Source organism: Brevundimonas sp. SPF441, from assembly GCF_009661015.1.
GTDB classification, from domain to species: Bacteria; Pseudomonadota; Alphaproteobacteria; order Caulobacterales; family Caulobacteraceae; genus Brevundimonas; species Brevundimonas vesicularis.
The window spans coordinates 21,415-39,933 of record NZ_WJWX01000002.1; the positions used below are offsets into that span (position 1 = coordinate 21,415).

Sequence of the window (18,519 nt, forward strand, 5' to 3'; positions counted from 1 at the left end):
GGTTCATCTCCCGGCGGTTTTGTCGCGCGACACTATGGGATCGGCGGCGCGAGGCAACGGCCTGCGTCCCGGTTCGTTGTCTCGATCCCTACAGACTGGAGTATCGACGATGAAACTTTCCAATGGCGCGCTGGTGGCGGTGGTCGATGGCGAGAAGCTGGCCCTGTTCAAGAATACGAACGCTTCGGACATCAAGCTGACGCCGCTGGAAACCCCGGCCATCGCGGATCGGGTTTCGGGTTCGGCCGGCCGCCGATCCAATGAGGCCAACCCCGACAATGACACCCAGGCCGAGGACGGTTTCGCCATGGGCGTCGCCGAGGTGCTGAACAAATGGTCGGTCACCAACAAGATCGACGAACTGCTGGTGATCGCAGCGCCCAAGACGCTCGGCGAACTGCGCAAGCATTGGCACAAGGACCTTCAAGCCAAGCTGGTCGGCGAGATCGCCAAGGACCTGACGGGCCATTCCAGCGATCAGATCGCCGCCGCCATCGATAAGGCGTGAAGACAGACGGGCGCTGTGGGCGGCGCCCGTTCCATGATCAGGCGGCGCGTCTCGACTGCGCCGTCTGACCCAGGTCGAAGCGGCTGATCAGCTCCTCCAGTTCGCCGGCCTCGTTCGTCAGGGCGTGGCTGGCGGCGGTGGATTCCTCGACCATGGCGGCGTTCTGCTGGGTGAATTGGTCCATTTGATTGATCGCCACATTGATCTCGCCGATGCCGACCGACTGTTCGCGCGTCGCAGCGGCGATGGTGCGAACCAAGGCGTTGGCCTCCGCGACCTGGACAGCGATGGCGCTGAGGCTATCGCGCGTCAGCGACACCTGATCGGATCCGCGCTGCACATTGCTTTGCGACAGGGCGATCAGCGCCTTGATCTTTTTTGCGGCGCTGGCCGACCGTTCGGCCAGGCCCCGCACCTCGGACGCGACGACGGCGAAACCGCGTCCGGCTTCCCCGGCCCGGGCGGCCTCGACGCCGGCGTTCAGGGCCAGAAGGCTGGTCTGGAAGGCGATCTCGTCGATGACGCCGACGATCTGATTGATCTGGGTCGAGGACTGCTCGATCTCCGACATGGCGCCGATTGCGTCCTGCACGACGGCCTCGCCCTTGTCCGCCGCCGCCTGAGCGGCCTGGGTGATGTCTCGGGCGCGCTCGGCGTTTTCGGCGCTGCTGCGCACCGTCTGCGTCAGCTCGTCCAGCGCGGCGGCTGTCTGTTCCAGACCGGCGGCCTGCTGCTCGGTGCGGCGCGACAGGCTGTCGGCCGCGGCTGCGATGTCCTGACATCCGCCGCGCATCGACTGGGCCGTGGTCCAGATGCCGGTCATCGTCGTGTGCAACTGATGCAAAGCGGCGTTGTAGTCTTCCGGGATGCGACGCGTGTCGGCGGTGAAGCCCGCCTCCGGCATCCGCCAGGCTAGGTCGCCGGCGGCGAGGCGCGACAGACCTTCGCCCAACGTCTCGACGGCGCGGGTTTGCGAGGCGGCGAAAACCTCGGTCTCCTCGGCGTGCCGGCGACGATCGGTCTCGGCGGCCGCACGTTCTCGCTGCTGCTGGTCGCGCCGCGCCAGACCGTCCGCAAGCTCGAGCCGGAACCCTTCGAGCGCCCGCGCAATCTGGCCCAGTTCGTCGGCCTTGTCCGCACCGGCGACGGGAATGTCATAACGTCCTTCGCTCATGGTCCGAACATCCGCCGTCAGACGCGCAAGCGGGCGTCGGATCAGACGGTCGCTGGTGATCAGTAGGGCGACGATGATGGCGGCGATGATCAAAACCCCGCCGACCAGAAGCATCAAGGCCAACTGCCGCGCCGGGGCCTCGATCGTCGCGACGGGAATGTCCAGTACGACGGCCCAGGTCGCCTTTTGACCGGGCAGGATCACGGGCTGAACCAGACGGCGAACCGGCTCGCCGTTCACGCTGACGCCCTCGACCGCCTGGGCCTGGCGTTTGGCGATGACATTGCGCACGATGTCCGCGCCAGCGTCCGCATAGGCTTGACCTCGCACGGCGGCGTCCGGATGGGCGACCCAGACGCCCTTGTTCGACACCAAGGTCACGCGGCCCGTGCCCAGCGGCCTCATCGCCGCCAAGCGCTGCGACAGGTTGGCCAAGGTGATATCCAGGCCCGCGACGCCGATGATGCGGCCGTTGGCGCGCACCGGATAGGCGACCGAGGTCATCGCGACCTTGCCGCCGCCAATATTCTCTTCGTACGGTTCGACCACGACGGGCGCGCCGCTGGCCATCGGCTCGGTGTAATAGGCCTGTTCGAAGTCGGAGCCGTCAGCCTCAGGCTCGAGGGAAATCTGACCGTCGCGCCGCACCCAATAGATGGAAAGTCGTCCGTTGACGTTCGAACTGCTCGCCGCATCACCAATGTGGGCGGCGTCGGCGCCGACGGCGTCAGGGGCGGCCATGAACCAGGCGCCCATGACCTGATCGGTGGCTGCGGCGTTCGGCTTGACCAAGGCTGTATAGGCGGCGCGGTCAGTCAGGCCCGTTTGTCGGGCGGCGCCCAGGGTCGCCGCCAGGGTTTTGGCGCCCGTGCCGGCCGAGACGATCTCGTTGCGGATTTCTTGCGAGGCCTCTTGTGCAGCGCTTTCGGCGTATCGGCCCGCCATGTCGCGGACGATCGCACCGGAATAGGCCGTCACGCCGACGGCGGCGACAATCATCAAGGCGCCGATGGCGAGTCCCGCCACAACGGCGAGCTTCAGGGCGATGGACAGGCGATTGAACGAGAACATGACGGGCTCCGTAGGCCTGTATCCATGCGCCGCCGCCCGCAAACGTCCGGTTAAGGTCGCACTACGTAGTTACGCACCGTCCAGAAACAGGCGGCACGCCGGGTTGGCGGTCTCGTCGACGTAGGGGTAGCCCAGATCGGCCAGGGCGGCGGTCAGTTGGTCCTGCTCCTGGGGAGGCACGCTGATGCCCGCGAGGACCCGGCCGACGTCGTCGCCGTGGTTGCGATAGTGGAATAGCGTCAGGGCCCAGGCTGGCTGGAGGCTATTGAGGAAGCGCAGGAAGGCGCCGGGGCGTTCGGGGAACTGGAAGCGCAGGATGCGTTCGTGGGGCAGGCCGACGGTGCGGCCGCCAACCATGTAGCGGACGTGCAGCTTGGCGGTCTCGTTGTCGCTCATGTCCTCGACGGCGTAACCGCCCGAACGCAGGGCCGCGATCAGGTCGTCGCGTTCATGCGGACCGTTTCGCAGGGCGACGCCGACGAAGATTTGCGCCTGCCCGTCGCCAGACCAGCGATAGTTGAACTCGGTGACCGAACGACCGTCCAGACTGTCCAGGAATCGACGGTAGTCGTCGCGGTCGTCCTTCATCGCCACGGCCAGCAGGGCCTCGGCGCCCTCGCCGATCTCGGCCCGTTCGGCGACATGACGCAGCCGGTCGAAATTCAGATTGGCGCCCGAGTTGACGGCGATCAGACTGCCGCTTCCGGGGTGGGCGGCGGCCCAGGCCTTCAGCCCCGCCAAGGCTACGGCGCCCGAGGGCTCGGCGATGGCGCGGCTGTCGTCGAAAATGTCCTTGATCGCGGCGCAGATGGCGTCGGTGTCCACCAGCACGATCTCGTCCAGCAGATCCTTGCACAAGTCGAAGGTGAGCTCGCCCGCGCGACGCACGGCCACCCCGTCGGCGAACAGGCCGACCTCGTTCAGGGTCACGACCTGGCCTGCATCGATGGCGGACTTCATGGTCGGGGCATCAACCGGCTCGACGCCGATGACGCGGGTCTCGGGCCGCAGGAATTTGACGATCGCCGCGACACCGGCGGCCAGGCCCCCACCGCCGATGGGCACAAAGATGGCTTCGATCGGATCGGCGTGCTGACGGGCGATCTCGAGGCCCACCGTGCCCTGGCCCGCGATGACGTCGGGGTCGTCGAAGGGATGGATGAACGCCGCGCCGGTTTGGCTTTCCAGATGGCGGGCGTGGGCATAGGCTTCGTCGAAGCTGTCGCCATGCAGAACCACTTCGCCGCCACGGGCGCGCACGGCCGCGACCTTTATGCCGGGGGTGGTGGTGGGCATTACGATGGTGGCGGGAATGTCGCGACGTGCGGCCGCCAGGGCCACTCCCTGCGCGTGATTGCCGGCCGAGGCGCATATGACGCCCCTGGACAGTTCGTCCTCCGACAGGCCGGCGATCTTGTTGTAGGCGCCGCGGATCTTGAACGAAAAGACCGGCTGCAAGTCCTCGCGCTTCAGCAGGACGAGCCGGTCGAGCCGGGCCGACAGGCGGCGCAGCGGGTCGAGGGGCGTTTCCTCCGCCACGTCATAGACACGGGCGGTGAGGATGCGGCGGATGGTGTCCTGCATGGAAATGCTGCGGATAGGCGCTTGGAAGCAAAGAAGTGGGCTGCCGTCTAGGCGATATTCGCCGAAATGGGAACGGTTTTTGCAAATCTTTGTCTTCGGTGGCGGATAGGAGGCGGCATGCATTTCCTCTTGCACAGCGCCCGCATAGGCCTACATTGCGCCTGCTTATGCTAAATGTGAGCATAAGGGTATGGAGATGATCATGGCTGACGGCGCCTTTGGTCTGACGAAAGAGCTGGCGCGGGAAACCGCCGGGGTGTGGGCCAAGGTCAAGGACCACGTCACGCCTTTGGAGTGGCCCGAACAGGCGCGCCTGATCAGCGAGATCAACCGGCTGAAGCGCGAGCGCGACGCCGTAATCCTGGCCCACAACTATATGACGCCCGAGATCTTCCACGGGGTCGGCGACTATGTCGGCGACAGCCTGGGCCTGGCCAAGGAGGCCGCGCGGTCGGACGCCAAGGTGATCGTCCAGGCGGGCGTCCACTTCATGGCCGAGACGTCCAAGATCCTGTCGCCCGAGAAGACCGTGCTTATCCCCGACCTGCGCGCCGGGTGCTCGCTGGCTTCATCGATCACCGGGGCGGATGTGCGGCTGATCAAGCAGCGCTACCCCGGTCTGCCGGTCGTGACCTATGTGAACACCACCGCCGATGTGAAGGCCGAGACCGACATCTGCTGCACCAGCGCCAATGCTGTTCAGGTGGTCGAATGGGCGGCCAAGGAATGGGGCGTGGATCGGGTCATCCTGATCCCGGACGAGTTCCTGGCGCGCAATGTCGCGGCCCAGACGACGGTCGGCATCATCGCCTGGAAAGGTCGCTGCGAGGTGCACGAGCGGTTCACGGTCGCCGATATCGCCGAGATGCGCGCCGCCTATCCGGGGGCCGAGATCCTGGCCCACCCCGAATGCCCTGAGGACGTGCTGGCGGCGGCGGACTTCGCCGGCTCGACGGCGGCGATGACCGACTATGTCGAGGCGCGCCGGCCCAAACAGGTGGTGATGATCACCGAATGTTCGATGGCCTCGAACGTCGCTGGCGACGTGCCGGGCGTGCAGTTCATCGGCCCGTGCAACCTGTGCCCGCACATGAAGCGGATCACGCTTCAGAACATCCATGACTGCCTGCTGCACATGCAGTTCGAGGTGATCGTGCCCTCTGACATGATCGAACGTGGACGCCTGGCGGTGCAGCGAATGATCGACCTGCCGCCGCCCGCCATTCCCGCGCGCTACGATCTGGTCAAGGCGCGCCACCACGTCGATGTGGAGCTGATCTGAGCGTGACGCGGCGATCGGTCCCGGCGACGGGACGGTCGTCCGCGCCCATCTGGACGCCATGAGCAACACAGACACCACAGATCAGACGCCTGGCCGTACGCCGGGACCTTGGGACGCCAAGCCCGAAGCGACATCGGCGCGTGAAACCGCGCCGACGCCGGCAGCCGAAGCGCCGGTCGAGAAGGACCAGAGCCTGGTGTGGGCGATGCTGTCCACGGCGTTGATGGGCGGCTTCCTGTGGTGGATCACGGGCAGCGCCATCGTGGCGGGCGCGGTGCTGATCGGCCTGTTCGTCCATGAGGCGGGTCACGCTCTGGTGATGAACAAGCTCGGCATGGGGCCGGCCCGCATCTACATCATCCCCTTCCTTGGCGGCCTGGCCAAGGCGCGGCGTGACCCGAAAAGCGAGTGGGACGGGGTTCTGGTGTCGTTGGCCGGACCGGCGTTCGGCCTGCTGGCGATGATCCCCTTCGTCGGGGTCTGGATCGTGCTCGGCCAGGGGGAGTGGCTGATTGGCGCCTTCTTCATCGCCATGCTCAACCTCGTGAACCTCGTGCCTGCGCCGCCTCTGGATGGATCCAAGGCTCTTGGCCCGGTGCTGACGCGTGTGCATCCGCGTCTGGAGCAGATCGTGCTGCTGGTGATCGGCGTGGCGGTGGTCTGGTGGGGGCTGACGACCGGGCGGTTCATCCTGGCCGCCTTCCTGGCTCTGTCGGTGTTCAGCCATCTGAAGCGCGGCGTCTGGCGTCCGGCCTGGGGAACGCTGAGCTGGCCCGAGGCGGCCAAGAGCTTGGCCCTCTATCTGCTGACCCTCGCGTTGTGCGCGGCGGCGGCCGTCGGCGCCCTGATGCCGATGACCGGGGGCGATCCGGCCGGCGCGGTGCAGTTGGGCCTCAACTATTTGGGCTTTGGACGATGAACCGAACGCGGCATGACGGACCTCTGATCGTCGGGGCGGGCCTGGCGGGGCTGTCGGCCGCGCTGGAGGGGGCCAAGACCGGCGCGAAGGTTCTCGTCGTGACGCCCGAGCCCTTGCTGAGCGCCTGTTCGTCCGCCTGGGCGCAGGGCGGGATGGCGGCGGCGCTGACAGGGCAGGACTCGGCCGCATTGCACGCGAAGGACACCGAGGCGGCGGGTGCGGGTCTCGTCGAGCCGGTCGCGGCGCGCGCCCTGACCGACGCCGGGCGCGAGACTGTGGAATGGCTGGCGGCCCTGGGCGCGCCGTTCGACCGCGATGCGGACGGCGGTTTCGTCGTCAGCCTGGAGGCGGCCCACTCGGTGCCGCGCGTGGCGCGGGTCGGCGGCGACGGGGCCGGGCGGGCCATCCTGTCCGCCGTGGTTGCGGCGGTGCGGGCTGAGAAGCTGATCGAGGTGTGGGACGACGCGCGGCTGAAGGCCCTGCTGCAGGACGCCGACGGCCGTGTGGTCGGGGCGGTGGTCGTGCGCGGCGGACGTCTGGTCCAGATCACGGCGACGGCGGTCGTCCTGGCCACCGGCGGGGCGGGCGGCCTGTTCGCGGCGACCACGACCCCGGCGGCGCTGAAGGGCGAGGGTATCGCGCTGGCGGCGCGTGCCGGCGCGGAAATCCTCGATCCCGAGTTCGTCCAATTTCACCCCACCGCCATCGACGTGGGACTGGACCCCGCGCCGCTGGCGACCGAGGCTTTGCGGGGTGAGGGGGCGCGACTGATCGATGGTCAGGGACGCTTTCTATTGGGCGAGGCGGACGACGCCGATCTGAAACCGCGCGACGTGGTGGCGCGCGCGGTCCATGCGGCGCGCGCGGACGAGCGAGGGGCCTATCTGGATGCACGCACGGCGATCGGGGACGAGTTTCCCCATGCGTTTCCCGCCGTCTTCGCCGCCTGCATGCGCGCCGGGCTGGACCCACGCATCAGTCCGATCCCGGTGATGGCGGCGTGCCACTATCATATGGGCGGGATCGCCGCCGACGCGGACGGCCGTACGACGGTTGCGGGCCTTTATGCGGTCGGGGAGTGCGCGGCGACCGGCGTTCACGGCGCCAACCGGCTGGCGTCCAACTCCCTGCTGGAAGCGGCGGCCTTCGGTCGGCGCGCGGGCCGGTCGGCGGCCCAGGAAGTCGGCGGCGGCCGCCCCTTGGCGGCTAATATCTCGCCTGACCTGCCGGATCCGGCGATGGCCGAACTGCGGACCGCCATGACGGCGCATGCGGGCGTGGTGCGTGATGCGGAGGGACTACAGACCCTCATCTCCCTGATTGACCGGCTGCAGAGCCAGCACGGGCCGGCGGCCGTCCTGTTGGCGGCGAGGCTCATCGCCCAGGCGGCTCTGGACCGGCGCGAGAGCCGGGGCGGGCATTACCGGTCGGACTATCCGCAGACGGATGGGGCGGCGGTGCATACGCGGGTGCGGATCCCACACCCGGCGGCGTTGGAGGCGGCGGAATGAGACGACTTCCCGAGGTGCTGATTGAGCCTGTCGTGCGGCTGGCGCTGGCTGAGGACTTGGGTCGTGCCGGCGACATGACCGCCATGGCCTGCATCCCAGAGGATGCGCGGATGAAGGCGGCCTTTGCGGCAAGGAAGCCTGGCGTGCTGGCGGGCATCGACTGCGTGCGCCTGGCCGTGCTGGCCATGGACCCCAAAGCCTCGATCGATTTGAGATTGCGAGACGGCGACGCCTTCGAGGCCGGCGCCGTGCTGGCGGTTGTCGACGCCGACGCGCGGGCCTTCCTCTCGGCCGAGCGGACGGCGCTCAATCTGGTCGGACGGCTCAGCGGCGTGGCGACCTTGACGCGCACCTATGTTCAAGCCGTCGCCGGGACCAAGGCGCGGATCGCGGATACGCGCAAGACCACGCCCGGGCTGCGCGCGTTGGAAAAGCACGCCGTGGCCTGCGGCGGCGGTATCAATCATCGCTTCGGTCTGGATGACGCCATCCTGATCAAGGACAACCACGTCGCTGTCTGTGGCGGCGTCGCCGAGGCGGTGCGACGGGCCAAAGCCTTCGCCCCGCATTTGATGAAGGTCGAGGTCGAGGTTGATGGGTTGGATCAGCTGGACGCCGTATTGGCCCTGATCGACGAGGGTGCGGCGCCCGACGTCATCATGCTGGACAACTTCAGCCTCGACGACCTGCGCGCCGCTGTGGCGCGCGTCGCCGGGCGGATCGTGCTGGAGGCCTCGGGCGGGATCGATCTGACGACGGTGCGCGGCATCGCCGAGACGGGCGTGGACGTCATCTCGGTCGGCGCCCTGACCCATTCGGCGCCCGTTTTGGATATCGGCCTGGACGCGCTCTGACGGCTTGCAGGCCTCCGCCGATCAAGCGGGGCTAGAGGCCGTTTCGGCGACGTCGGTCTTGGCCGAGGTTTCGTTCGACCGCGCGGGGCGAGAAGCCGGTTGTGGCGCGGCGGCGCGCGTGGCGGTGGGTGAAGGCGTCGTCGATTGCGCCGTCGGCGCGGGCAGGGCGCGACCTTCCTGCGCCAGCACCATCGAATAGGCGACCGCCTGTCCGGCCTGACGCGCAGTTTCGACCGGGTTGAGGCCGGCCTGGATCAGGCGCGGCTGGTCCGCCGGCGCCGCGCGACGGGCGGCGTAGGTGAAGGTCCCGCCGGTGCTCGAACGGCCGCCGAAGCGATAGAACAGATGGCTGCCGACCTGGCTGACCTGCACCAGCGACGAACGCCAGCCCGGCGTCACGGCTGTGGTGTGGAAGTGGGTCGCATTGCCGACGCGCGAGAAGACCGACCCCGACATGGCGTTCGAGGCCACGGTCTTGGCGCGGTTCCAGGCAGCCTGGTTGACGCGGCCGCGCATCGCGCCGGAGCAGGTGAAGGAGAACTGGCAACCGGTGCTGCGCGCCGCGCCCTGGAAGACGACGCCGCAGACCGTCTTGGGGAAGGCGGGGTGGCGCACGCGGTTCAGGACGACTTGAGCCACGGCCTTCATGCCGTCGGCGCCCTCGCCACGAGCTTCATAATAGACGGCCTGGGTCAGGCAATCGAGATCGCGGCTGGCGTCCAAGGCATTGGAGACGCGGAAGGCGGGCGCGGCGGTCGGTGCGGTCAGGCTGGCACGGCGAAGGTTGGGGTCGCCGGGCGCGCGAAGTTGTTCGAGACGGGCGGCCAGCAGTTCGGCCTGACGGTCGCGCTGGGCCGCGCCCGCGCTGGTGTAGGGATCATGACGACGCGCAATGGTCAGGGCGCTGGCGTCGAGGCCGCCGGCGGCGGCGGCGAGGGCTTCTTCCGTGAACCCAGCGGCGGTTGCGCCTTGAATCCGTTCGGCCTGGGCGCGCAGCGTCGTCGCGCGGGCCGTCGTACCGCCCAGATAGGCGCATCCGATCGCCAGTCCCATCAGACCGCCAAAGGCTGCGACAGCCGTCATGGGCTTGATCTTGGCCACACGATCGGCGCGCAAAATGGCGCGCGTCTGCGAGGAATGCGACAACGAGGTAGTCCTGTTCAGCAGGGCGAGAAACGCGGCCCCCGGGGTAGTCTTGCCGGCGAGGCGACCCATTGCGGTCGCGGTCCAGCCTGCAAATTCCGGCGCTCGGCTCAGTGGCCCGGGCGTCGAGGACGGGCCTTTAGCCAGCCTTTTGTGGCCTCAATGTGTTCGATTCGCAATCCGATGGTTAACGCAGCGGATTCGGTAGGTATTTTTCAGTCGCGGCGACCCATGTGGCTGCAAAACGGCAAGACTGGATAAATCTATAGGGCGAATACTGTATCCATCAACAGTTGAACTTGTTGTGTCTAGATATGCTGCATCGCAACAAACTAACTGGCGCGAACAAAGCTGTTTAGAATTGTGGCGGTGGTTGTCGGCGCAACTAGAGCTCAAGCCAGGAACCGCTATGCCGCGTTCGCGTTCAAGCGTGGCCTTTGGAGAGAAGCCCATGATAAAAATTGTCACCGTGACCGCAGCCGCTGCGGCGGCCATCGCCCTGTCCGCCTGCGGCGCGACCATCGAACAGAAGGCCGCCAGCGGTGCTATCGCCGGCGCGGTCGTCGGCGGCCCGGTCGGCGCCGCCGTGGGCGGTGCGGCCGGGACGGCTGTCGGTCAGGCGCAAAAGCCGAACTAAGACGAGTTCGGTCGACGCACGCTCTTATCGCAGCGCTTGCGATCAGGGCTGCGTCGCCTATCTGAACGAAGTGTTGCGGCCACGCCGCCGCGACGCTCCAAATGACGCATCAGGCCGATTTGCGGGCTGCGAACCTTGATTTTCGCGCGCTTATCGGCTTTGTGCGCCCCGCTTCGGGCCGTGCGTGGCGCAGCCTGACCCCCGACGACCGCCCTGGTCGCTCACAAGGAACCCTGACGCTTTCGCATGAAAGATCTGAAGACCGGATTCTCCGACCGCATTACCGCCCAGCAAGAGGCCAAGAAGGCCCTGCTCGCCAAATTCAAGCCAAAGGCCGCCGCGCCCGATCCCGAGTTCGAGCGTCTGGCTGAAAAGCGCGCCGCCGAAAAAGAGGCCTTGCGTCAGCAGCACGAGCTGGCCAAGGCCGAGCAGCGTCGTGAAAAGGCTGAAAAGGAAGCCGCGCGTCTGGCCGCCGAACTCGCCGCCCAGGAAGAGATCGACGCGGAAAAGCGCGCCGACCGCAAGGCGCGCAAGCAACTGACCAAGGAAGAGCAGAAGGCCAAGCGCGACGCGCGTTACGCCGCCCGCAAGGCCCGCCGCTAAATCCAACTGCGGCTCGAAACAGATCGACGCGTCGCATCGCTGCGGCGCGTTTTTCTTTGGCCGTCAGGTCCCCGCTTCGTTAGTTCGTCGTCGCGGCGCTGAGGCGTTCCAGCAGGGCGCGCAACTGGTCCGACGAATAGGGTTTGCGCAGCAGGGGCCAGATCGTGTCGGCCAGCACCGCATCCACGTCCTCGCCGACGTAGCCCGAGGTCAGGGCGATCCGCAAATCCGGCCAGCGCGCCGCCGCCTCGCGCGCCAAATCGATGCCGCTCATGCCGCCGGGCATCACCACGTCGGTCAGCATCAGATCGAAGTCGTCGGCTTGAAGGAACTTCAGCGCATCGTCGCCCGTCTCGGCCCAATCGACCTCCAGCCCGAAACCTTCCAGGATTTCGAGCGCAATGGCGGCGACGCCGGCGTCGTCCTCCACCAGCAACATCCGCCCGCCCTCGACTACGGGGACGCCATCGGCGGCGACCAGACTGGACGTCATTGCGGCGTCTTCCGCCGACAGAGGCGGCAGGAAAATGCAGATCTCGGCCCCGCGTCCCGGCTCGGAGATGATCTGGACGCCGCCGCCCGATTGGCGCGCGAACCCATAGACCTGGCTCAGCCCCAGGCCTGTCCCCTTGCCGACGCCCTTGGTGGTGAAGAAGGGTTCGAACACCCGGTCGCGGATGTCGGGCGACATGCCTTCGCCGTTGTCGGCGACGCTGACGCAGACATAGTCGCCCGCCGCCAGTTCGGCGATCTGTCCGGCCTCGACCGTGCAGGCCCGCGTCTGCACGGTGATGCGGGCCTGGCGGCCCCTGGCCCCGGTCACATCGCCCAGGGCGTCGCGCGCATTGACGATCAGGTTCAGCAGCGCGGCTTCGAACTGGGCCGGATCGACATTGGCGGGCGCGCCGCCACGCTTCAGCTTGACCTTGAAGTCCACGGCCTCGCCGACGGCCCGACGCAGCAGCGGTTCGCTCTCGCGGATCAGGGCGTTGAGATCGATCGGCTCGGGCCGCAGAGCCTGACGACGCGAGAAGGCCAGCAACTGATGCGTCAAGCTCTCGCCCCGTCGCGCCGCCGCCAGCGCCGCCTCGCCCAGCTTCTTGCGCTTGGCCGCGTCCTCGCTGCGCAGGATGATGTCCAACGCCCCGATCACGACGGTCAGCAGATTGTTGAAGTCATGCGCGACCCCGCCGGTCAGCCGCCCGACGGCCTCCATCCGCTGGGCATGGACCAGTTGCGCCTCGGCCTGGGCCTTTTCGATCAGGGCCTCGTCGACCCTTTCTTCCAGCAGTTCATTGATGCGTTTCAGGTCGTCTTCGGCCCGCTTGGCGTCGGTCACATCCAGACAGGCGCCGACATAACCCTGGAATAGGCCCGAGGCGTCGAAGCGCGGCACGCCTTCAGTTCGCAGCCAGCGCGGGCCGAGCGTCGAGTGGTTGATCCGCGTCAGCGCCTCGAACCGATCCCGGGCCTCGAAGGCGCGCATGAACGCGGCGGCGAAGACCCCCTCGTCGTCCGGATGGATCAGGCGTCGCCAGCTATCGGGCAGATGCGCGTCCGCCTCGACGCCGAAGAAGGTGCGGTAGCGCCTGTTGGCGAACACCATCTGGGCGGCGTCGTCACTCATCCAGATCAGGGCGGGCGCGCTGTCGGCGACCGTGCGGAAGCGGTTCTCGGATTCCTCTAGTCGCGCCTGGGCCGTGCGCATGTCCGTCACGTCGAACGCCACGCCCACGAAGCCGACGACCTCCTGGCCCGCCAGACGGGGACGGGAGAAGGACTTCAGCCAGCGCCATTCGCCATCGTGACGGCGATAGCGCGCCTCCATCGAAAAGGGCTCGCGCGTCGCTTCCCCGTTAATCGATTCCGCCAGGATGCGCGCCTGATCCTCGGGATGCAGCGCGCTTCGCCAATCCAGGTTGAGGACGGTCTGATAGTCCGAGCCGTGGAAATCGACATAGGCGCGGTTCACGAAGGCGCGTGTGCGATCCTGTTTGGTGACCCAGATCAGCACCGGCGCGGTGTCGGCGATGGCGCGGAACCGCTGTTCGCTCTCACGGGTCTCGTTTTCCGCTCGGGCGCGCTCGACCTCGGCCCAGGTGCGCGCCGCGACTTCTTCGACAAGGCTGACCTCAGCCTCGGTCCAGTCGCGCGGCGTCGCCGAATGGACATAGAGAAACGCGCGCAAACGTCCGGTCCGGATCAGCGGCGCGCGCACCAGAGCGCGGGTCTCAATGGCGTCGAAGGCGTCGGCGACCGCCGCCGTGCGAGGGTCTTCGCACACATCTGAAATCTGGATGGTGCGGCCTTCGTTCAGGTCCGAGATCAGACCTTCGCCAAAGGCGTTCAGGCTGAACTGACCCTGAGCGCTTGCGACGCCGGCGGTCCAGTCGCGGCTCATGGAGACGACTCCCGCCGACTGATCGACCTCGCCATAGCCCACCCGCTCGACATCCAGCAGTGCCCCGAGCGTACTCTCCACGTCGGCCATGATGTCTTCGGGATTTGTCAGGTCGCGCAGCCGGTCGCTGAGGTCCAGCAGAAAGGCCTGACGTCGCGCGGCGCGCGCCGCCGCATCCAGCGCCTCGCGGGTTTCGGTCACGTCGAAGGAAATGCCGGCATAGCCCACGAAGACGCCTTGGCCGTCGAAGCGCGGCCGCACGACGGCCCGCATCCAGCGCCAAACACCATCCTGCCCCAGAACGCGCGCCTCCATCTGAAACGGCTTGCGATCAGCGGCGCCGGCCTTCTCTGCCGCCTTTACGGTCTCCAGATCGTCGGGGTGAACGGCGGTCTTCCAGCCGCCTTCGCGCAACGCCTCGATGTCCAGTCCATGCAGGGTGAAGACGGCGGCGTTGACGAACTCGAACTCGCCCTTGGCATCCAGCAGCCAGATCGGCGAGGGGGCGGTATCGGCGAGTTCGCGGAACCGGGTCTCGCTTTCACTCAACCGCGACAGGGCCTTGCGGAGCGACGCCCCCACCGCCGCGATGAACAGGCCGACGAGAACGAAATTCCAGGTCGCCGCACCGCCGATGGCGTCAAGCACGCCATCCCGTCCGGTGGCCGTCAGCGCGACGATCGCCCAGCCGCCGCCGGTACACACCGCCAGCGCCGTCAAGGCTCCGGTCCAGCCGGCCGCCAGAGCGGCCAGGGTCACCGCCGGCAACAGGATGGTGAAGCCGGTCACCTCGCCATACAGCGGCGACGCCGCCGCCCGGATCGCCAGACCCGCGAGAGCGATGCCGATCCCGATCAAAAGGCGATGCGTCGGCGAGGCCGTCGACAAGCGCGCCAGGCCGATCAGCCAGCGATCCATGACCGCGATCCGCCGTTTCGATCCGCCTGCGCTCATATCGTCGGTTCGCCCCACCAGCGACGCGTTTGCCTCGCTGGAACATAGTTTTACACCTTGCGTTTGGGGCGACCACCCCTGACGCGCAGGGGGTTTGATAACGGCGGTCGTCGTGACGCCGGAAAATGGCCTAGAAGTCGGACTAGACGCGCGATCTCAGCGAAAGGCCGGTGCGCCGATCGCGGCTATTGGACCCTGAATGACCCGGTTGCCCTGGAAGACGATGTGGAAGGCGCTGCGGCGTTCGGCGGCGGCCTTGCCCGCGGCCGGCGCGGTGCTGGGCGTCGCCATGGCGGCGGGGTCCAGCGTGCGACCCGATATGGATCGGACGGCCGAGGCGGTTTCGCGCATCACCGGCGGCGACCTCGGCGCGGGCGGGCTGGCTGCGATCAAGGGGCGACTGACGCCGTCACAGCTGGCCGTCGCCATGCGGCATGATCCCAACCTTCTGCAGCCGGCTCTCTACGGGCTGACGCCGGGCTGGGAGAGCTTGACGCTGGCCGGAAAGCCGGGTCTGGAACCGGGCAAGAGCGGCCTTGAGGCCCAACGTCTGAACGCGGCCATGGCGCCCGCGTCCGGCGCGCTGCGTCCCGCCTTGCCGTTCGTGTTCAAGGGCAGCGCCGATGATCGCAGGCGGGCTTTGCGCTGCCTGACCCAGGCGGTCTATTACGAGGCGGCGCTGGAGCCGGACAACGGCCAGGCGGGCGTGGCGCAGGTTGTCCTGAACCGCGTGCGCGATCCAAACTACGCCAACACCGTCTGCGGCGTGGTGTTCGAGGGCGCCGAACGCGTCACGGGCTGTCAGTTCAGCTTCACCTGCGACGGCTCGCTGGGCCAGGCGCCGGTCGGCTGGGCTTGGGAGCGGGCGCGCAAGGTGGCGGAGCGCGCGCTGAACGGCGCCGTGGCTCAGGAGGTCGGGACTGCCACACACTATCACGCCGACTATGTGCATCCCTGGTGGGCGCCGACGGTGGCCAAGGTGACGCAGATCGGCGCCCACATCTTCTATCGTTGGAAGGGCGTCTATGGCGAGACAGCCGCCTTCCGCAAAACCTACAATGGGCGCGAGCCGGCGATCGACGAGGCGCGTTTCTCGCGTCCCCGTATGACGATCGCCGCCGGCTCTGCAACCGGCGGCGCCGATCCCGACGCTCCGCTGAAAGACGCGCCGTTGAAGACGGTCGAGATCGATGGTCAGCAGCGGGTCGTCGGCGTGGTCAGCCTGGGCGGTCGCCGCCTGCCGACGCGTGATGAAGTCGCCGCCATCAACGCGCGCCTGAACGCCATGGAGCGGCCAGCATCGTCGACCAAACCCGCCGCCCCGGCACCCACAGGCGTCACGACAATGGATGTGGAGGAAGTCGGTCGCCCCGCGAACTGACATCCTGCATTGCAACGCTTCGTCACTCCAAGCATTGATGTCGATGGTCGGACCTGACCGGCCCAGCGAGGACGCCTGCTTGACCCACCCCGAAGTCGATTGTCCGAGGTGGGACGAAGCCGACCGTCTGAAGGCCCTGACGAGCTACGGCGTGCTGGACACGACGCCCGAAGGGTCGTTCGACGATCTGGCGTCGCTCGCCGCGCGCATCTGTGAGGCGCCGATGGCCGCCGTCAGTCTGGTTGATTCCCAGCGTCAGTGGTTCAAGTCCGAGGTCGGTCTGGGCGTGCGCGAGACGCCGCGGCCGCTGTCGTTCTGCGCCCAAGCCATGCTGGGCGACGACGTCATGGTCATCCCCGACGCGATGCAGGATGAGCGCTTCATCGACAATGATTTGGTGACGGGCGCGCCGCACATCCGCTTCTATGCCGGCTATCCGCTGAGGACGCCCGACGGCGTGCCGCTGGGCGCCCTGTGCGTGCTGGACGACACGCCGCGCCCGCAAGGTCTGACCGAGCTTCAGCTGATGGCGCTCAAGACCCTGGCGCAACAGGTGATGACGCAACTGGAGTTGCGCCGCGCCCTGTTGGACCGGGACCTCAGCGACCGCACCGCGCGGTTGGCGATGGAGGCCTCAGCCTATGTCGGGGCCTGGGACTGGGACATTCCCGAGAACCGGGTGATCGCCGACGAACGCTTTGCGCGGATGTATGGCGTGGATCCCGAAGCGGCGCGCGAGGGCGCGGCCATCGAGGTTTTCACCTCCAGCGTCCATCCCGACGACGCCCAGCGCGTCGCCGACGAGATCGACCGGGCCATGACGGGCGACGGCGCCTTCGTCAGCGAATATCGTTTGGGCCAGGGTGATGACGTGCGTTGGATTCTGGCGCGCGGTCAGGTCTATTTCGACGCGGAGGGCAAGCCGATCCGCTTCCCCGGCGTCGCGGTGGACATCACCGAACGCAAGACCATCGAGACGGACCTCGCCGAAACCGCCGTGGCCCTGAGCGAAAGCGAGAGTCGGTTTCGGGTGTTGGCTGACGCCATGCCGCAGATGGTGTGGTCCACCCTGCCGGACGGTTTTCACGACTACTACAATGCGCGCTGGTACGAATTCACGGGCGTGCCTCTGGGCTCGACGGATGGCGAGGGCTGGAACGACATGTTCCATGCCGACGACCGCGAACGGGCGTGGACCGTGTGGCGCAACTCGCTGGAAACCGGCGAGCCCTATGAGATCGAATACCGGCTGAAGCATCACAGCGGCGTCTATCGCTGGACCCTGGGCCGCGCGGTGGCGATCCGCGACGAAGCGGGCGAGATCACCCGCTGGTTCGGCACCCTGACCGATATCGATGAGTTGAAGCGGCTGGAGCAAGGCCGCGAGCTGGTCAGCCAGGAGCTGAGCCACCGGATCAAGAACATCTTCGCGGTCGTCACCGCCCTGGTTGCCCTGTCGGCGCGCCAGTATCCGGAGGCCAAGGCGTTTTCGGCCTCGTTGCGCACACGCATCGCCGCCCTGGCCCGGGCGCATGAGTTCGTGCGGCCGCACACCGAAACGTCCAAGACCACGATCGGGGCGACAACCCTGCATTCCTTCCTGTCCGACCTGTTCAAGGCCTATGCGGATGAGACAGGCGGGGCGCGCGTCGTCATCCAGGGCGAGGACGCCGTCTTCGATGATCAGGCGGCGACCTCAGTGGCCTTGCTGTTCCACGAACTGGCGACCAACGCCGCCAAATACGGCGCGCTTTCCGAGCGTGGGGGCGTCGTGACGCTCGACACAGAACGACAGGAGGATCGCTTCGTTCTGACCTGGTCGGAAACGGGCGGTCCGGTCATCCAGGGCATGCCGCAACGCACCGGCTTCGGCTCATCCCTTGCCAGCCTCTCGGTCGAGGGACAACTCGGCGGGCGGTTGTCGCGCGAGTGGCGGCCAGAGGGGCTCCAGGTCATCGTGGACCTGCCGGCTACGGCTCTGTCCCGACGCCGAGCGGCGGGCGGACATACAAATTAGTCCTCTATTGAAACTAATGCCTCACACTGACGTTACGTACGCTCCCGAGCACTGATTGAACCCATGACTGCGCGTATCCTCATCATCGAAGACGAAGCTCTCGTTGCGATGGAGCTTAGGTTCGTCCTGGAGGACCTCGGTCACGAGGTTCTGGGCGTCGCCGCGACCGCACAGGCCGCGCGCGATCTGGTGCGCGAGAACGACGTTGATCTGGCGCTGGTCGATATCCACCTGTCCGACGGTCCCACAGGAATCAATCTGGGCCGCGAACTGGGTCAGGACATGGGCGTCTCCGTCCTGTTCATGACGGCCAACCCCGGCATGGTGCGCGACGGCGTCGCCGGTACCATCGGCGTCTTGTCCAAACCGACAGACGAACATGCGGTCCAGACGGCTGTGGATTACGCCCTGCGCCGTCGCCAGGGACAGCCGGTCGACTACGCGCCTCCGGGTCTTCAACTGTTCGGCTGACCGCAGCCG

The 18,519-nt window shown here is 67.3% G+C and carries 14 protein-coding genes; 10 read left to right on the plus strand and 4 right to left on the minus strand.

Annotated features, from left to right (window positions below; genetic code table 11):
• Positions 1 to 109 precede the first annotated feature (109 nt).
• Positions 110 to 508 carry a host attachment protein gene (locus tag GGC30_RS01735; protein ID WP_017504716.1) on the plus strand — a complete coding sequence of 133 codons (399 nt, stop codon included), beginning with the start codon at positions 110 to 112 and terminating at the stop codon, positions 506 to 508.
• A gap of 37 nt (positions 509 to 545) precedes the next feature.
• Here GGC30_RS01735 and GGC30_RS01740 read toward each other — a convergent pair whose 3' ends face one another.
• Both GGC30_RS01740 and ilvA read right to left on the minus strand, forming a co-directional pair.
• Positions 546 to 2,753, minus strand: a complete 2,208-nt coding sequence (locus tag GGC30_RS01740) for a methyl-accepting chemotaxis protein (RefSeq protein WP_153922375.1) — start codon at positions 2,751 to 2,753, stop codon at positions 546 to 548.
• 69 nt (positions 2,754 to 2,822) lie between these two features.
• The gene (gene ilvA / locus GGC30_RS01745) at positions 2,823 to 4,337 is read right to left on the minus strand and encodes a threonine ammonia-lyase, biosynthetic (RefSeq protein WP_153922378.1); all 1,515 of its coding nucleotides are present in this window, start codon (positions 4,335 to 4,337) and stop codon (positions 2,823 to 2,825) included.
• A gap of 202 nt (positions 4,338 to 4,539) precedes the next feature.
• Between ilvA and nadA the strand changes: the two genes are divergently transcribed.
• The 4 genes from nadA to nadC are packed head-to-tail and all read left to right on the plus strand — an operon-like array spanning position 4,540 to position 8,903.
• A complete protein-coding gene (nadA, locus tag GGC30_RS01750; protein WP_153922380.1) occupies positions 4,540 to 5,619 on the plus strand; it encodes a quinolinate synthase NadA in 1,080 nt (359 codons plus the stop codon).
• A gap of 58 nt (positions 5,620 to 5,677) precedes the next feature.
• Positions 5,678 to 6,538 (plus strand): metalloprotease, encoded by an 861-nt coding sequence (locus tag GGC30_RS01755; protein WP_153922384.1) that lies wholly within the window; start codon positions 5,678 to 5,680, stop codon positions 6,536 to 6,538.
• Positions 6,535 to 8,049 (plus strand): L-aspartate oxidase, encoded by a 1,515-nt coding sequence (locus GGC30_RS01760; RefSeq protein ID WP_153922387.1) that lies wholly within the window; start codon positions 6,535 to 6,537, stop codon positions 8,047 to 8,049. The genes GGC30_RS01755 and GGC30_RS01760 overlap by 4 nt, the downstream gene beginning before the upstream one ends.
• Positions 8,046 to 8,903, plus strand: a complete 858-nt coding sequence (nadC, locus tag GGC30_RS01765) for a carboxylating nicotinate-nucleotide diphosphorylase (RefSeq protein WP_153922389.1) — start codon at positions 8,046 to 8,048, stop codon at positions 8,901 to 8,903. Before GGC30_RS01760 ends, nadC begins: the two co-directional genes overlap by 4 nt.
• A gap of 21 nt (positions 8,904 to 8,924) precedes the next feature.
• Here nadC and GGC30_RS01770 read toward each other — a convergent pair whose 3' ends face one another.
• On the minus strand, positions 8,925 to 9,986 hold the full coding sequence (locus GGC30_RS01770) for a cell wall hydrolase (RefSeq protein ID WP_228763541.1): 1,062 nt from the start codon (positions 9,984 to 9,986) through the stop codon (positions 8,925 to 8,927).
• Between the two features lie 511 nt (positions 9,987 to 10,497).
• Here GGC30_RS01770 and GGC30_RS01775 point away from each other — a divergent pair.
• Together GGC30_RS01775 and GGC30_RS01780 are read left to right on the plus strand one after the other, a co-directional pair.
• Positions 10,498 to 10,683, plus strand: coding sequence for a hypothetical protein (locus tag GGC30_RS01775; protein ID WP_153922393.1), 186 nt, complete (start codon positions 10,498 to 10,500; stop codon positions 10,681 to 10,683).
• Between the two features lie 246 nt (positions 10,684 to 10,929).
• Positions 10,930 to 11,286: a DUF6481 family protein gene (locus tag GGC30_RS01780; RefSeq protein ID WP_055752926.1), complete on the plus strand. Its 357-nt coding sequence runs from the start codon at positions 10,930 to 10,932 to the stop codon at positions 11,284 to 11,286.
• Positions 11,287 to 11,365: 79 nt separating this feature from the next.
• On the opposite strand, the gene GGC30_RS01785 is transcribed toward GGC30_RS01780, so the two are convergent.
• Positions 11,366 to 14,605 carry a PAS domain S-box protein gene (locus tag GGC30_RS01785; RefSeq protein ID WP_228763542.1) on the minus strand — a complete coding sequence of 1,080 codons (3,240 nt, stop codon included), beginning with the start codon at positions 14,603 to 14,605 and terminating at the stop codon, positions 11,366 to 11,368.
• 235 nt (positions 14,606 to 14,840) lie between these two features.
• On the opposite strand from GGC30_RS01785, the gene GGC30_RS01790 reads away from it, so the two are divergent.
• The 3 genes from GGC30_RS01790 to GGC30_RS01800 all read left to right on the plus strand — a co-directional run bounded on the left by GGC30_RS01790 (position 14,841) and on the right by GGC30_RS01800 (position 18,510).
• The gene (locus tag GGC30_RS01790) at positions 14,841 to 16,022 is read left to right on the plus strand and encodes a cell wall hydrolase (protein ID WP_153922397.1); all 1,182 of its coding nucleotides are present in this window, start codon (positions 14,841 to 14,843) and stop codon (positions 16,020 to 16,022) included.
• Between the two features lie 79 nt (positions 16,023 to 16,101).
• A complete protein-coding gene (locus tag GGC30_RS01795) occupies positions 16,102 to 18,039 on the plus strand; it encodes a PAS domain-containing protein (protein ID WP_228763543.1) in 1,938 nt (645 codons plus the stop codon).
• Between the two features lie 63 nt (positions 18,040 to 18,102).
• Positions 18,103 to 18,510 carry a response regulator gene (locus tag GGC30_RS01800; protein WP_055752929.1) on the plus strand — a complete coding sequence of 136 codons (408 nt, stop codon included), beginning with the start codon at positions 18,103 to 18,105 and terminating at the stop codon, positions 18,508 to 18,510.
• Positions 18,511 to 18,519 lie beyond the last annotated feature (9 nt).

What these genes read in the sequence shown, in the direction of transcription:
- GGC30_RS01735 (WP_017504716.1), top strand. Translation starts at nt 110, where the DNA reads ATGAAACTTTCCAATGGCGCGCTGGTGGCGGTGGTCGATGGCGAGAAG.
- nadC (WP_153922389.1), top strand. Translation starts at nt 8,046, where the DNA reads ATGAGACGACTTCCCGAGGTGCTGATTGAGCCTGTCGTGCGGCTGGCG.
- ilvA (WP_153922378.1), bottom strand. Translation starts at nt 4,337, where the DNA reads ATGCAGGACACCATCCGCCGCATCCTCACCGCCCGTGTCTATGACGTG.
- GGC30_RS01780 (WP_055752926.1), top strand. Translation starts at nt 10,930, where the DNA reads ATGAAAGATCTGAAGACCGGATTCTCCGACCGCATTACCGCCCAGCAA.
- GGC30_RS01790 (WP_153922397.1), top strand. Translation starts at nt 14,841, where the DNA reads ATGACCCGGTTGCCCTGGAAGACGATGTGGAAGGCGCTGCGGCGTTCG.
- GGC30_RS01755 (WP_153922384.1), top strand. Translation starts at nt 5,678, where the DNA reads ATGAGCAACACAGACACCACAGATCAGACGCCTGGCCGTACGCCGGGA.
- GGC30_RS01800 (WP_055752929.1), top strand. Translation starts at nt 18,103, where the DNA reads ATGACTGCGCGTATCCTCATCATCGAAGACGAAGCTCTCGTTGCGATG.
- GGC30_RS01760 (WP_153922387.1), top strand. Translation starts at nt 6,535, where the DNA reads ATGAACCGAACGCGGCATGACGGACCTCTGATCGTCGGGGCGGGCCTG.
- GGC30_RS01775 (WP_153922393.1), top strand. Translation starts at nt 10,498, where the DNA reads ATGATAAAAATTGTCACCGTGACCGCAGCCGCTGCGGCGGCCATCGCC.
- nadA (WP_153922380.1), top strand. Translation starts at nt 4,540, where the DNA reads ATGGCTGACGGCGCCTTTGGTCTGACGAAAGAGCTGGCGCGGGAAACC.
- GGC30_RS01785 (WP_228763542.1), bottom strand. Translation starts at nt 14,605, where the DNA reads ATGGATCGCTGGCTGATCGGCCTGGCGCGCTTGTCGACGGCCTCGCCG.
- GGC30_RS01740 (WP_153922375.1), bottom strand. Translation starts at nt 2,753, where the DNA reads ATGTTCTCGTTCAATCGCCTGTCCATCGCCCTGAAGCTCGCCGTTGTG.
- GGC30_RS01770 (WP_228763541.1), bottom strand. Translation starts at nt 9,986, where the DNA reads ATGACGGCTGTCGCAGCCTTTGGCGGTCTGATGGGACTGGCGATCGGA.